14 protein-coding genes are annotated in these 13,348 nt (G+C 68.9%); 9 read left to right on the forward strand and 5 right to left on the reverse strand.

What is annotated here, in order from left to right:
- The coding region (locus tag ACN675_RS16735) for an IS110 family transposase (RefSeq protein WP_420751906.1) at positions 1-185 on the reverse strand (185 nt) is incomplete at its 3' end.
- Positions 186-433: 248 nt separating this feature from the next.
- Here ACN675_RS16735 and ACN675_RS16740 point away from each other — a divergent pair.
- From ACN675_RS16740 to ACN675_RS16760, 5 genes are all read left to right on the forward strand, one after another.
- Positions 434-2,077 carry a thiamine pyrophosphate-binding protein gene (locus ACN675_RS16740; protein ID WP_420751907.1) on the forward strand — a complete coding sequence of 548 codons (1,644 nt, stop codon included), beginning with the start codon at positions 434-436 and terminating at the stop codon, positions 2,075-2,077.
- An 89-nt stretch (positions 2,078-2,166) separates the two neighbouring features.
- Positions 2,167-3,117: a PDR/VanB family oxidoreductase gene (locus tag ACN675_RS16745; protein ID WP_420751908.1), complete on the forward strand. Its 951-nt coding sequence runs from the start codon at positions 2,167-2,169 to the stop codon at positions 3,115-3,117.
- Between the two features lie 12 nt (positions 3,118-3,129).
- Positions 3,130-3,345 carry a recombinase-like helix-turn-helix domain-containing protein gene (locus ACN675_RS16750; protein WP_420751909.1) on the forward strand — a complete coding sequence of 72 codons (216 nt, stop codon included), beginning with the start codon at positions 3,130-3,132 and terminating at the stop codon, positions 3,343-3,345.
- A gap of 2 nt (positions 3,346-3,347) precedes the next feature.
- On the forward strand, positions 3,348-4,379 hold the full coding sequence (locus ACN675_RS16755) for a Rieske 2Fe-2S domain-containing protein (protein ID WP_420751910.1): 1,032 nt from the start codon (positions 3,348-3,350) through the stop codon (positions 4,377-4,379).
- Between the two features lie 145 nt (positions 4,380-4,524).
- On the forward strand, positions 4,525-5,436 hold the full coding sequence (locus ACN675_RS16760) for a DUF1353 domain-containing protein (RefSeq protein ID WP_420751911.1): 912 nt from the start codon (positions 4,525-4,527) through the stop codon (positions 5,434-5,436).
- Between the two features lie 87 nt (positions 5,437-5,523).
- On the opposite strand, the gene ACN675_RS16765 is transcribed toward ACN675_RS16760, so the two are convergent.
- From ACN675_RS16765 to ACN675_RS16775, 3 genes are all read right to left on the reverse strand, one after another.
- Positions 5,524-6,045 (reverse strand): MarR family winged helix-turn-helix transcriptional regulator, encoded by a 522-nt coding sequence (locus tag ACN675_RS16765; protein ID WP_420751912.1) that lies wholly within the window; start codon positions 6,043-6,045, stop codon positions 5,524-5,526.
- A 94-nt stretch (positions 6,046-6,139) separates the two neighbouring features.
- Positions 6,140-6,502: a RidA family protein gene (locus ACN675_RS16770; protein WP_420751913.1), complete on the reverse strand. Its 363-nt coding sequence runs from the start codon at positions 6,500-6,502 to the stop codon at positions 6,140-6,142.
- A 103-nt stretch (positions 6,503-6,605) separates the two neighbouring features.
- Positions 6,606-7,472 (reverse strand): class I SAM-dependent methyltransferase, encoded by an 867-nt coding sequence (locus ACN675_RS16775; protein WP_420751914.1) that lies wholly within the window; start codon positions 7,470-7,472, stop codon positions 6,606-6,608.
- Between the two features lie 155 nt (positions 7,473-7,627).
- Between ACN675_RS16775 and ACN675_RS16780 the strand changes: the two genes are divergently transcribed.
- The 3 genes from ACN675_RS16780 to rpsA all read left to right on the forward strand — a co-directional run bounded on the left by ACN675_RS16780 (position 7,628) and on the right by rpsA (position 11,550).
- Positions 7,628-9,193 carry an LVIVD repeat-containing protein gene (locus ACN675_RS16780; RefSeq protein ID WP_420751915.1) on the forward strand — a complete coding sequence of 522 codons (1,566 nt, stop codon included), beginning with the start codon at positions 7,628-7,630 and terminating at the stop codon, positions 9,191-9,193.
- The gene (locus tag ACN675_RS16785) at positions 9,190-9,828 is read left to right on the forward strand and encodes a DUF305 domain-containing protein (protein ID WP_420751916.1); all 639 of its coding nucleotides are present in this window, start codon (positions 9,190-9,192) and stop codon (positions 9,826-9,828) included. Before ACN675_RS16780 ends, ACN675_RS16785 begins: the two co-directional genes overlap by 4 nt.
- A 261-nt stretch (positions 9,829-10,089) precedes the next feature.
- Entirely contained in the window at positions 10,090-11,550 is a 1,461-nt protein-coding gene (gene rpsA / locus ACN675_RS16790) for a 30S ribosomal protein S1 (protein ID WP_068165912.1), read from the forward strand.
- 163 nt (positions 11,551-11,713) lie between these two features.
- On the opposite strand, the gene ACN675_RS16795 is transcribed toward rpsA, so the two are convergent.
- Entirely contained in the window at positions 11,714-11,926 is a 213-nt protein-coding gene (locus tag ACN675_RS16795; protein WP_197253336.1) for a hypothetical protein, read from the reverse strand.
- A 273-nt stretch (positions 11,927-12,199) separates the two neighbouring features.
- On the opposite strand from ACN675_RS16795, the gene ACN675_RS16800 reads away from it, so the two are divergent.
- Positions 12,200-13,345 (forward strand): LLM class flavin-dependent oxidoreductase, encoded by a 1,146-nt coding sequence (locus ACN675_RS16800; protein WP_420751917.1) that lies wholly within the window; start codon positions 12,200-12,202, stop codon positions 13,343-13,345.
- Positions 13,346-13,348 lie beyond the last annotated feature (3 nt).

Genomic DNA, 13,348 nt, shown 5'->3' on the forward strand with positions numbered 1-13,348 from the left:
GTCAGATCCACCGTCCACGACACCGTCTCGCCGAGTGCGTCGATCTCGGTGATCACCGCACGGATCGTTGCTTCGTCGTTGTCGCATCGCCGCGACAGCACCACCGTCCCGGAGGCGTCGAGCACGCATATCCAGTGGTGTTCTTTGCCGACGTCGACTCCTGCCCACAGTTGCGAACCGGTCATCGGATTTCCTCGTTTTCGCTTGTGTTCCGGCCTGGCCCCGATGGACGCCTCCGCCGGCATTTCCTTAAACAAGCGATCATTCGCAGATCTCAATCAGCGGTCCGAGGTGTCCAGACAGGTCGGGTGGCCAGTCCTTTCAAGCCCCACTCGAGAGTGGGCAAACCTTATGCAGCCTCGCCCGGCCCGCCCGGGTTACAGCTCAACGTAACTCTCACGAAGTAACTGCACCTACGAACTTAAGGAACCTCATGGCCAGCGAATCGCGACCCGGCAACGGCGGGGACCTGCTGGTGCAGGTGCTGCGCGACGCCGGAGTCGACACCGTCTTCGGCATCGTCAGCGTCCACAACCAGCCGCTCGTCGAGGCGGTGAGCAGGCAACTGCGCTTCGTACCGGTGCGGCACGAGGCGACCGCCGTCAACGCCGCCGACGGCTACGCCCGTGCCACCGGCGGACTCGGCTGCGCCCTGACCAGCACCGGCACCGGGGCCGGCAACGCGGCGGGCTCGCTGATCGAATCGCTCGCCTCCGGCACCTCGGTCCTGCACATCACCGGGCAGGTCGAATCCCGCTACCTCGGATCCGGCCGCGGATTCATCCACGAGACCAAGGACCAGCTGGGGATGCTCACCGCGGTCTCGGCGTACGCGGAAACCATCCGCGACGCGGACAGCGCCGCGAAGGTACTGCGTGAGGCGGTCGCCCATGCGCTCGCCACCCCCGGTGGTCCGGCGAGCGTGGAGTGGCCCATCGACCTGCAGTACGCGCAGTGCCCCGTGACCGCGGAGGCGCCGCCGGCCGGGCCGGCGGCCGCCGCGCCGACCGGTCTCGACGAGGCGCTGCGGGCGATGGGACAGGCGCGGCGCCCGGTGATCTGGGCGGGCGGCGGAGCGGCGCGGGCAGGGGACGCGCTGACCGCCCTCGTCGAACGGTGGGGTGTTCCGCTGCTGACCAGCAACTCCGGCCGCGGCGCAGTGCCCGAGGATCATCCGCTGTGCATCGGCAACTACGCGACCTCGCCGCTCGGGCGGGCGCTGCTCGCCGACGCCGACCTAGTATTGTCGCTGGGCACGCACTTCCGGTCGAACGAGACCGGCGACTATTCGATTCCCATGCCCACGAAGCATATTCAGGTGGACCTCGACCCGGCTGCGCCGGGCCGCGTGTTCCCGGCGGATCTGCCCGTGGTGGGAGAGATCGGCGCGTTCCTCGCCGCCGCGGGGCGCATCGACGGTCTCGGCGATGCGGTCGAGGAGCACTGGACGGTTCGGGCCCGCGAGACCCGCGACCGGGTGCGCGCAACGCAGCGAGCCGGGCTGGGTGATCACGCGGTGTTGTGCGACGCCGTGCGCGCGGCGTTGCCGCGCGATGCCGTCGTGGCGCGCGACGTGACGATCGCGTCGAGTTCGTGGGGCAATCGCCTGCTGCCGATGTACGACCCGCGCGCCAACGTCTTCCCGCGGGGCGGCGGCATCGGGCAGGGCCTCGGCATGGCGATCGGCGCCGCGCTGGCGGACGAGACCCGTCCCACGCTCGCGCTCGTCGGCGACGGGGGACTGGCCGTGCACCTGGGGGAGATCCTCACCCTGGCGCAGGAGAAGCCGTGGCTGGTGCTGCTCGTGTGCAACGACGGCGGCTACGGGGTGCTGCGCAACATGCAGATCGGGGCCGGTGAGCGACCGTACGCGGTCGACCTGGCGACCCCGGATTTCGCGTTGCTGGCACAAGCCGTGGGGGTCGAGTACCGGCGGATCGCCGCCGCGGGGGAGGCCCACGCCGTTCTCGCCGACGCGGTATCGCGGCAGGCGCCCGTGCTCGTGGAGGTCGATCTCGCCGCCTACGGGCCGATGCCGACGCCGTTCACGCCGCCGGTCACCGTACCCGTCAGCTAGCACCCGGAAAAACTTCCCGGCGACTGTGGCGCGGATAACATCTTAGCGCTAAACTAATAAGCGCTGAACTGATCTCCCCGGAGGAAAACATGACTGCAGACACCGTCGACCTGATGGTCCGTCAGATGCGGATCGAGTCCACCGGCGTCGTCTCCCTGCGGCTGGAACATCCCGACGGCGCCGCGGTCGAGCGCTGGACACCCGGAGCGCACCTCGACCTTCATCTCGGCGGTGGCCACGTCCGCCAGTACTCGCTGTGCGGCGATCCCGACGACAAGACGGGCTACCGCGTGGCGGTCCTGCTCGAGAAGGCCGGGCGTGGGGGATCGCGTCGCGTCCACGAGACCCTGCGCCCCGGCGACACCGTCGCGGTGAGCCTGCCGCGCAACAACTTCGAGCTCCTGCCGTCGCCGCGCTACCTGTTCGTCGCCGGCGGGATCGGCATCACGCCGATCCTGGCGATGATCACCGAGGCGGAACGCGCCGGTGCCGAGTGGGAACTGCACTACGGTGGCCGCGACCGCTCCACCATGGCGTTCCTCGACGAACTCGCCGGCTACGGAGACTGCGTGCACGTCGTCGCGCAGGACCGCGACGGAATTCTGGATCTGGCTGCGCTGCTGGAGAATCCGCGACCGGACACACTCGTGTACACGTGCGGTCCGGAAGGGCTGCTCGCCGCCGTCGAATCGTACGCACCGGCTTGGCCGGACGGTGCGATCCGCCTCGAACGATTCAAGGCCCCCGAACGCGTCGCCACCGCCGGCGAGGACGCCTCCTTCCGGGTGGTGTGCGAGAGCTCCGGCGTGTCCGCGACCGTGTCCCCGGACCGGTCGATCCTCGAAACCCTCGAGGACGCCGGGATCGACGTGCCCAACTCGTGCCGTGAAGGCATCTGCGGATCCTGCGAGACGCGGGTGCTGTGCGGCACCCCCGATCACCGCGATTCCCTGCTCACCGCCGCCGAACAGGAATCCGGCGCCACCATCATGTTGTGTGTCTCCCGCGCCCGCTCCGACGAGCTGGTGCTGGACCTGTAGAAAGGATCCGCGATGGATCGCTACCTGAAGATTCATCAGGCCCGTACGGCCGACCCCACCCCCTACGAAGTCAAGCTCGCCAAGGCGATCGAAGAGGTCTTCGGATCGGGAGTCCACCACCTCGAGGGACTCGTCAAGGGACTCAACGACTCCGGCATCCACGGACCCGACGGCGCCGAGTGGACCCCCGAGTCGTTCACCGACGAGATGCACCGGATCGGAGCCTGACCATGGTGAATCGACTGCGCCGCACCCCGAAGACCGCCGACGAGATCTTCGCGACCGGCATGCGCGACCAGTGGCACGCGGTGTGCCCGTCGGACTTCGTCGAACGCGGCGGCATCCGCAAGCTGCGCCGACTCGGCGAGGACTGGGTGCTCTACCGCGGATCCGACGGCGCCGTGCGCATGCTCGAGGACCGCTGCCCGCACCGCGGTGCCCCGCTCTCGCAGGGCGTGCACCTGGGCGATCGCCTCGCGTGCCGCTACCACGGCGTCGAGGTCGACGGCTCCGGCACCGTCGCGAAGGTTCCCGGCATGCCCGGCTGCAACCTCGAGGGCAAGAAGCTCGTCTCGTCGCTGCCTGTCCGCGAGGTCGGCGGGGCGATCCTGGCCTGGTTCGGCACCGATCCCGACGCCGAACCGGGGCCCCTCGAACTTCCGGATCCGCTTGTGGACGAAGATGTTTCGGCATTCCTCTGCTACGCGGAGTGGGAGGCGCCGTGGCGCTTCGCGCTCGAGAACCTGCTCGATCCCATGCACGGCGCGTTCCTGCACCACGAATCGCACTCGATGTTCGGTGGTGAAACCTCGGCCCGCTTCCGAATCCGGGAGACCGACCGCGGCTTCTTCTTCGAGAAGACCGACCAGCGTGGCGTGAACTTCGACTGGGTCGAGTACTGCCGCACCGGCGCCGACTGGGTCGACCTGGAGATCCCGTACCCGCCGACCGCGGGTCCGGGCGGACCGTTCGGCATCGTCGGCATGGGCACCCCGATCGACGCCGACACCACCGCGGTCTTCTTCTGGCGGTACCGCCGGGTCCAGGGCTGGGAACGCGACGTGTGGCGATTCCTCTACCGCACCGTGCTCGAGGAACGGCACTGGGAGGTGCTCGAGCAGGATCGGGTCATGCTCGAGGGGATGGCTCCCGACGCCGACGCGGCCGAGAACCTCTACCAGCACGACCTCGGTGTCATGCGGTTGCGCCGGCTGTACCGAGCGCGCGCGGAGGAGCTGGCCGCAGCCACGGCCGAACCCTGATCCGGAGGACGGCACGCCCGAGGGTGGGGGATTCTTCACCCCCGGGTGGCTGTCCGGCATCTCGATCACACCCGACACTGAGTGGTGTCAGGGCCGCTCGTTGCGGTGGCGGCACCAGGGGATTCGAGATCCGGAGCACGAACGAATGCCATTCATCGAGTTGCAGGACGGCCGCTGGGTGCGCAAGACGGAGGTCGGCCTCCGGCAATTGGCACCCGAAGGTGCGGGTTCGTTGCCGAATCTGCTGATACGGCAGTTCAAGACGACGACCAGGTTCCAGGTACTGGACACGTTTCGCTACACCCCGGTCGGGGACGAGGACGAATGGCAGGACGCCCCGGCCGTCGAGAACGGCGAACAGCTCGAGGTGCGCGCGCAGTCGACGTCGGATCTGGCATCGATCCCGCCGTGCCTGTGGGGACTCATCGCGAGCTACGGCGGCCACACCATGCCGGCCCTGCTGCACGACACCCAATGCGCTGCCGCAAGGGAAGTGGGCAGGACGGACCCCAGGTACGCCCGGGTCTTGAGGCGGCAAGCGGATGCGCGGTTCCGTCGCACTCTCCACCATGAGTCGGACGCGGGCGTCGTCACGCAATGGATCATGTGGTCGACCGTGCGGGTGTTCGCGTCCCCACCGTATGCGCTGATCGCCCTGCTCTTCGCGCTGGTGTTGTGGGGGCGGGTCGCGACAGCCGCCGTCCCTGCGCTCCCCGGTGCCGGTGTCGCGGCGGCGGCTTTCCTGCCTTGTCTCGCAGCGGTTTTCATCGGCGCCGGCGTCGTCAGCCGAGAGGCGACGCCGCCCGGCACGCCCGGCACACCGGGGAAGAGATATCGCGAGGCCGTGCGGGAGAATCTCACGGCGACGATGATCGTGGCGCTCATCCTGCCCACCATTCTTCCCATGCTGCTGTCGACGCTGCTGACGCGAATCCTGCTGATGCTCGCCGACGTCATCGGATTCGCCGTCGACGCGCTCTGCGCGACGTTCGGGCGCCCGCCCATGTCGGGCGGGCCCGAGTACCCGGTCGTCGAGTCGCGGGCGCGGGCCGAATGAGAAACCGATGAGCGCGCCTGCACCGTCCCCGGTGCAGGCGCGCTCTGTTGCGTCCCAGGTGTTTTCCGTCCGGCTGCGGGACGGTCGTCATTCCCCGTCGTGCCGGATGATGGAGTGCTCGAGTTTGCGGAGGAGTCCGGCGAGAGCGGCCTGGTCGGCGGCGGACAGGCCCGCGAGCATGCGCGCCTCGTTCTCGAAGTGGGCGACGGCGATCTCGTCGATCAGCTTCTTGCCCTCGTCGGTGAGCTGCGCGTGCACGATCCGGCGATCCTCCTCGTCGCGCTCGCGCCGGACGAGACCGGCCTGGACGAGGCGATCGATGCGGAGGGTGATGCCACCGGTGGTCACCAGCGAACTCTCGGCGAGCTGACCCGACGTCATCCGGTACGGTTCGCCCGCGCGGCGCAGGGCGGCGAGCACGTCGAACGAGGCCATGTTGATGCCGTACTCGTCGAAGACGCGTCCGATCGCGCTCTGGTACCGCAGATACGTGCGGTGCAGGCGCCCGAGCACCTCGAGGGGTGTCACGTCGAGGTCGGGCCACTGGCGAGCCCACTGACTCACGATGTCGTCGACGGCATCGTGTTCCGGAACGGTGTCGCGCCCCACGTGGCCTCCTCGTGTTCGCCGTCGTCACGCCCGGTTGTTGAGCGCAAAGGCAATGATCACGATACGGCCTGCGTGGGGCGCGGGGAATGCAGGATCAGGCGCGGTGGGCGGCGACCGCGTCGATCTCGACGGTGGCGCCGTAGGGGAGTGCGCTGACCTCGACGAAGGTGCGTGCCGGCCGGGGTTCGGGGAACAGGCGCTCGAACTGCCGGTTCGCTTCCTCCCGCAGCGACAGGTCGGTGACGAAGTAGGTGAGCTTGACGACGTCGGAGAGCGTGCCGCCGACGACGGCGAGGCGGTCGGTCATCCGGTCGATGGCGGCGTCGAGCGCCTCGGTGCGGCCTCCGACGGCCGCGCCCTCCGGGTCGACGGACAGAGCGCCCGAGACGAAGACGAGGTCGCCGGCGACGTATGCGGGGCTGTAGGGGTGCTGGGCGCTGACAGCGGTGAGGGACATGGAATCTCCAGGGTCGGAAGACGGGATCGGATTTATCTTAGCGCTCAACTAATTGAATGGGAAGGGGTCGTCGCTCGTCGACGGTGCGCCGGCGGCGCCTCGCTCACACGGGCTTACGGCTGCAGAAGATCGCAGTACCCGGGAAGATCTCCCCACGCAGCGGGCTCCACTGGCCCCACTCGCGATCCAGATGCTCGGGCCACTCCGGTTCGACGATGTCGTACACCTCGAAACCCGCCGCCACGAGTTCCCGGAGCCGGTCCCCGACGGTCCGGTGATGTTCGACGTACGTCGGCACCCCCTCGTCGTCGACCTCCACGTACGGCGTGCGGTCGAAGTACGGGAACATCGCCACCAGTCCGCGCTCGCCCGGATCGTCCGGGAAGATCCACCGCATCGGATGATTCACCGCGAACACCCACCGTCCACCGGGTCGCAGCACCCGCGCGACCTCACGCATCACCCGCGCCGAATCCGCCACGAACGGCACCGCACCGAACGCCGAGCACACGACGTCGAAACTCTCGTCCGCGAACGGCAGGTCCTCGGCTCCGGCCTGCACGAGCGGCACCCGCGGCCCGCCGCGTTCCATCGCCGCCACGCCACGCATCAGCATCCCGATCGAGATGTCCAGGCCGACCGCCCGGGCGCCCTGCCCGGCCAGCCACCGCGCGCACGGCGCCGAACCGCATCCGACCTCGAGGACGTCCTTGCCGGCGACCTCCCCGAGCAGATGCACATCACCCTCGTGCAACCCCTCCGGGCACCACACGAACTCGCCCTCGCTGGAGTCCACGCCGAGGAACTCGCCGTGGGTGCGGTGATAGTCCTCGGCGTCGGCATCCCACCACATCCGGCTCGCGCGTTCGCTCTCGCGCGACCCCACCCGCGCGCGGCCCGCCTTCGATGTGCCGAGGAGGGCGTTCGCGGTCGCGTGGCGGTCGTCGGACGAGGAAACGGCGTCGGGCATGACCACAAGGGTAGGGGTGTGGGGATGCGCGCCCGACTCCAGCGCCGACCCCGCCGCGGTACCGGTGTGACAGGAGAGACGATTGACATCCCAATGTGACAAAGAGCACACTCGTGTCTCATCCGGTACCCGATCCCGGACGGGGGGATTCGATCGTGGCTCGAGGAAGTACCGTCCGCCGCCGTCTGTCCTGCGTGCTCGCGCTGGCACTCGCACTGCCGACCGGAGTCGCCGCCGCCGGCCCGCCCGCGCCGGACACGTCCGGGATCGTCCAGGAGGCCGGTGCGATGGGAGCGACCGCGGCCACGCGCGCCGACTGCGGTCCGGACTCCCGGCCGGAAACCGGACTTCAGGGCGACGTGCCCGCCGCCGACCGCGACAACGGACGCAGCACCCAGGGCTATGCCTGCAACATCACCCGGATCGGCGGCTTCCCGGGCGCGGGCGCCGGGATCGTGTCCGCGAGCTACGACCACTGCGCCTACCTGGGAAGCATCTTTCCCACCAGCCTCGCCGGCCCGGCGACCGGCGTGCAGGTCCTCGACGTGTCGGACCCGGCGAACCCGGTGCCCACCACCACCCTCACCGAACCGGCGATGCTCGCCGGCACCTGGGAGAGCCTCAAGGTCCACCCCGGCCGGAAGCTGCTGGTGGGCACCGGTGTTCCGCTGAACTTCGGCGGCGGACTGATGTCGGTGTACGACATCTCCGACTGCGCGCATCCGCGCCTGCTCAATCCGGGACCGGGCACCGACCTGCAGATACCGCTGCCGATCACCGCACACGAGGGCGGTTTCTCACCGGACGGACGGACCTACTGGTCCTCCGGCACCGAGGGGGTCCTCAGCGCCGTGGATCTGACCGACCCGACGACCCCGAGGGTGATCTGGCAGGGCTGGATCGGGCTGTCCGGCCACGGATTCGGCATCAGCTCCGACGGCAACCGCCTGTACCTCTCGAACAACTTCGGGGGCCTCACCGTCCTCGACACCGCCGCCGTGCAGCGCCGGGACCCGAATCCGCAGGTGGTGCAGCTGGCCAAGATGGCATGGACGGACGGCTGGGCCACCCAGCACAGCATCCCGGTCACCTACGACGGCCACCCCTACCTGTTCACCGTCGACGAGGCCGGATCCGGCGGGGTCAAGCTCATCGACGTCGCCGACGACGCGAACCCGCGGATCGTGCACTCGATCAAGCTCGAGATCAATCTGCCGGAGCACATCGACAGTCAGGTCGCCTCCGGGATGGGTGGCTCGGCGTTCGCGTACGAATCGCACTACTGCGCGGCCGACCGTCCCGCGAACCCGACCGCGCTGGCGTGCGGCTGGATCTCGTCGGGCATCCGCGTGTTCGACGTCCGCGACCCGTTCGACGTGCACGAGATCGCGTACTACAACCCGCCGGCGATGACCGGCCGCAACCTCGACCGCCCCAACTCGTCGCACGCGTGGGCGTCGCTCATCGGAGTCCCGGTGCTCAGCACCCCCGCGGTGCTGCAGGCCGCGATCGGCGGGCAGTTCGACCTTTCCCAGGCGCAGTCGAGCCGCAGCGGCATGGTCGTCGGCGGTGACCTGTCCACCGACTGGTGCCTGTCGCCACCGGAGTGGCGCGGCAACGACCTGTGGGTCGGCTGCTCGGACAACGGCTTCATGACGTTGCGCCTGAGCGAGAACGTCTACACCCCGCCCGCGAACCAGCAGTCCACGATCGGCTCGTGAACGCAGGAACCGCGCTGCGCGGGCTCGCGGCGGTGTCGACGGCGGCGTTCCTGCTGGTGGTCGGGGCGGCGCTGCGGCCGCTGGTGATCCCCGAAGCACCCGCGCCCGCGGCCCCGGTGCTCGGCGTCGTCGAGATCGGCTTCGTCCAGGACATGGCCGTCCATCACCAGCAGGCCCTGCAGATGACCGCGCGACTGTCCCCGGATGTCGACCCGGCGGTGGCAACACTGGCACGCAGGATCGAGCTGACCCAGCGATACGAGCTCGGCATGCTGCTCGGCTGGCTGGAACTCGCCCAGGCCCCGCCCACCAACCCGCATCCGATGCAGTGGCACGACGGCGGCCACATGCACGGAACCGCGGCCGGGCGGGCCGGGAAGCCGATGCCGGGGATGGCGACCCTCGACGAACTCGACGCCCTGTCCGCAGCGCGCGGCCGGGACGCCGAGGTGCTGTTCCTGCAGTTGATGCAGCGTCACCACGCCGGGGCAGTGGCCATGGCCCGGGCCGCCGACGACCGGCTCACCGGTGGTGCCGTCGCGCAGTTCGCGCGCGGCGCGATGCAGGAACAGAGCAAGGAGGCGGGGCTGATGACGCTCATGCTCGAGCGGCGGGCGGCCGCCCCACTCGGCTGACCGCAGAGGGAAAGCGACTCCCGCGGCGCGGCGGCACGCGGTGCCGCGGCCCGATCCTGACCACGTTACCGACGGCCGGGTTTGCCGGGGTAGCGCCCGTGCGCGTAGCCTTGACCACGCGAGTGTCCGCTGTTCGATCTTCACGGCTCGATAGGCGGGTATTCGTGGCGGAATCTCGTGTCGTTCACCACGGTGTGCGATCCGTCTGTCCGACCGAACATTGACCAACCGACTATCAACCCGTCCGGAGCAACTCAACACATGGCCTCCACCACCGTCACCTCGCCGCAGGTAGCCGTCAACGACATCGGCTCTGCCGAGGATTTCCTCGCCGCCATCGACGCCACGATCAAGTACTTCAACGATGGCGACATCGTCGAAGGCACCATCGTCAAGGTCGACCGCGACGAGGTGCTGCTCGACATCGGCTACAAGACCGAAGGCGTTATCCCGTCCCGCGAGCTCTCCATCAAGCACGATGTCGACCCCAACGAGGTCGTTTCGGTGGGCGATGAGGTCGAGGCCCTGGTCCTCACCAAGGAGGACAAGGAAGGCCGCCTGATCCTGTCCAAGAAGCGTGCGCAGTACGAGCGCGCCTGGGGCACGATCGAGGAGCTCAAGGAGAAGGACGAGGCCGTCAAGGGCACCGTCATCGAGGTCGTCAAGGGCGGCCTGATCCTCGACATCGGCCTGCGCGGCTTCCTGCCCGCCTCGCTCGTCGAGATGCGCCGCGTCCGCGACCTCCAGCCGTACGTCGGCAAGGAGATCGAGGCCAAGATCATCGAGCTCGACAAGAACCGCAACAACGTCGTTCTGTCGCGCCGCGCGTGGCTCGAGCAGACCCAGTCCGAGGTCCGCAGCGAGTTCCTGCACCAGCTCCAGAAGGGCCAGGTCCGCAAGGGCTTCGTGTCCTCCATCGTCAACTTCGGCGCGTTCGTCGATCTCGGCGGTGTCGACGGCCTCGTGCACGTCTCCGAGCTGTCCTGGAAGCACATCGACCACCCGTCCGAGGTCGTCGAGGTCGGCAACGAGGTCACCGTCGAGGTTCTCGACGTCGACCTGGACCGCGAGCGCGTCTCCCTGTCGCTCAAGGCCACCCAGGAAGACCCGTGGCGTCAGTTCGCCCGCACCCACGCGATCGGCCAGATCGTGCCGGGCAAGGTCACCAAGCTCGTTCCGTTCGGCGCGTTCGTCCGCGTCGAGGAGGGCATCGAGGGTCTGGTCCACATCTCCGAGCTGGCCGAGCGCCACGTGGAGGTCCCGGACCAGGTCGTGTCCGTCGGCGACGACGCGATGGTCAAGGTCATCGACATCGACCTGGAGCGTCGCCGCATCTCGCTGTCGCTGAAGCAGGCCAACGAGGACTACACCGCCGAGTTCGATCCGTCGAAGTACGGCATGGCCGACAGCTACGACGAACAGGGCAACTACATCTTCCCCGAGGGCTTCGATCCCGAGACCAACGAATGGCTCGAGGGCTTCGAGAAGCAGCGTGAGGAGTGGGAGTCCCGCTACGCGGAGGCCGAGCGTCGTCACAAGATGCACACTGCGCAGATCGAGAAGATGGCTGCCGACGAGGCCGCCGAGGCCGAGGCCGGCGTCTCCGCCACCAACTACTCGTCCGAGTCCGGCGCCGAGAGCGCGTCGGAGCCGGCCGGTGGTTCGCTGGCGAGCGACGCGCAGCTCGCCGCGCTTCGCGAGAAGCTGTCGGGCAACGCCTGACATCCGGTTCGTCGAACGGCCCCGCACCGATTTTCGGTGCGGGGCCGTCCGCGTTCCCGGGGTGCGTGTTCCGGGAAGCCCCGGCGCAGCCGGAAAACGCCGCGGCCCACAGCTCTTCGTACGAGAGCTGCGGGCCGCGGCGTCGTGTGTGCGGGGGCCGACTTCAGTTGACGGCGGGGGTGGCCCACTGGGTGGGCAGCGCCGCGGCGCGTTTGCGCATCGCGGCCTGACTGTGCCGGGCGTTCGTCAGCAGCATGGTGAACCAGTTGCGACGGTGCGCGGCGAGAGCAGCGGCCACCTCGGGGATGAGGATGCAGTGCACGCCGTTCTCCATGCCGAGGCGATGCCGACCGGGCAGCGGTTGAGACGATTGCATAGCCTGCCTTCTCGGGGTCGGGGATCCGTGGTCGGACGGTTCGCAACGACGATAACCGACACGTCGACCGGAGCCCGGCATTCCGCCGCAGGTCGGAGGGTGTGTTTCGCTCAGGCATCGAGTTGCGACCTCCCTGTGATCGCGTTGTGATCGCAGTGTGACTCGCCCGGTGGGGTGGCCCGGGGACGGCACGCTCGGCCGCGCCGGGAATAGCCGGGAGGCGCCACCCCGTTCAAGTAGTTGACTGTTCAAATACATGACGGAGGTACGGCAGTGCAGTTCGGCATCTTCACCATCGGCGACGTGACCCGCGATCCCACCACGGGCCGCACCCCGACCGAACACGAACGCATCACCGCGATGACGAGGATCGCCCTCGCTGCCGAGGAGGTCGGACTCGACGTCTTCGCGACCGGCGAGCACCACAACCCGCCGTTCGTGCCGTCCTCGCCGACCACGATGCTCGGCTGGATCGCCGCGAAGACCACGAGGCTGCAGCTGTCCACCGCGACCACCCTCATCACCACGAACGACCCGGTCAAGATCGCCGAGGACTTCGCGATGCTGCAGCACCTGGCCGACGGCCGCGTCGACCTGATGCTCGGTCGCGGCAACACCGGCCCGGTCTATCCCTGGTTCGGCCAGGACATCCGGCAGGGCATTCCGCTCGCGATCGAGAACTACCATCTGCTGCGCCGGCTCTGGCGCGAACCTGTTGTCGACTGGGAAGGACAGTTCCGCACCCCGCTGCGCGGGTACACCTCCACCCCGGCCCCGCTCGACGACACCCCGCCGTTCGTGTGGCACGGCTCGATCCGCTCCCCGGAAATCGCCGAACAGGCCGCGTTCTACGGCGACGGCTTCTTCCACAACAACATCTTCTGGAACCGGGAACACATCCAGCAGATGATCACCCTGTACCGCACCCGGTTCGAGCAGTACGGCCACGGGGCGGCCGATCAGGCCATCGTCGGCCTCGGCGGCCAGGTGTTCATGGACACCACCGAGAAGGAGGCCGTCCGCCGCTTCCGGCCGTACTTCGACAACGCGCCCGTCTACGGGCACGGACCGTCGCTCGAGGACTTCTCCGCGACGACCCCGCTGACCGTCGGCACCCCGGAACAGGTCATCGAACGCACCCTCGGTTTCGCCGACTACGCGGGCGACTACCAGCGCCAACTCTTCCTGATGGATCACGCGGGCCTGCCGCTCGACGTCGTCCTCGAACAGATCGAGATCCTCGGCCGGGAGGTGGTGCCGGTGCTGCGCACCGAATTCGAGCGCCGACGCCCCGCGCACGTGCCCACCGATCCGCCCACGCACCGCTCGCTGGTGGCGCAGGGCCCGGACTCGCCGCATCGCCGCGTGGTCCCGGCCCGGCTCGACCCGACGGTCTCCGTCGAGGCGGGGGGCCGATGAGCC

This window comes from Rhodococcus sp. O3, assembly GCF_048897285.1.
In the GTDB taxonomy this organism is placed as follows: Bacteria; Actinomycetota; Actinomycetes; order Mycobacteriales; family Mycobacteriaceae; genus Rhodococcus.

Coding starts and splice junctions, on each gene's coding strand:
- rpsA (WP_068165912.1), top strand. CDS start 10,090: ATGGCCTCCACCACCGTCACCTCGCCGCAGGTAGCCGTCAACGACATC.
- ACN675_RS16795 (WP_197253336.1), bottom strand. CDS start 11,926: ATGCAATCGTCTCAACCGCTGCCCGGTCGGCATCGCCTCGGCATGGAG.
- ACN675_RS16775 (WP_420751914.1), bottom strand. CDS start 7,472: ATGCCCGACGCCGTTTCCTCGTCCGACGACCGCCACGCGACCGCGAAC.
- ACN675_RS16745 (WP_420751908.1), top strand. CDS start 2,167: ATGACTGCAGACACCGTCGACCTGATGGTCCGTCAGATGCGGATCGAG.
- ACN675_RS16770 (WP_420751913.1), bottom strand. CDS start 6,502: ATGTCCCTCACCGCTGTCAGCGCCCAGCACCCCTACAGCCCCGCATAC.
- ACN675_RS16750 (WP_420751909.1), top strand. CDS start 3,130: ATGGATCGCTACCTGAAGATTCATCAGGCCCGTACGGCCGACCCCACC.
- ACN675_RS16755 (WP_420751910.1), top strand. CDS start 3,348: ATGGTGAATCGACTGCGCCGCACCCCGAAGACCGCCGACGAGATCTTC.
- ACN675_RS16760 (WP_420751911.1), top strand. CDS start 4,525: ATGCCATTCATCGAGTTGCAGGACGGCCGCTGGGTGCGCAAGACGGAG.
- ACN675_RS16740 (WP_420751907.1), top strand. CDS start 434: ATGGCCAGCGAATCGCGACCCGGCAACGGCGGGGACCTGCTGGTGCAG.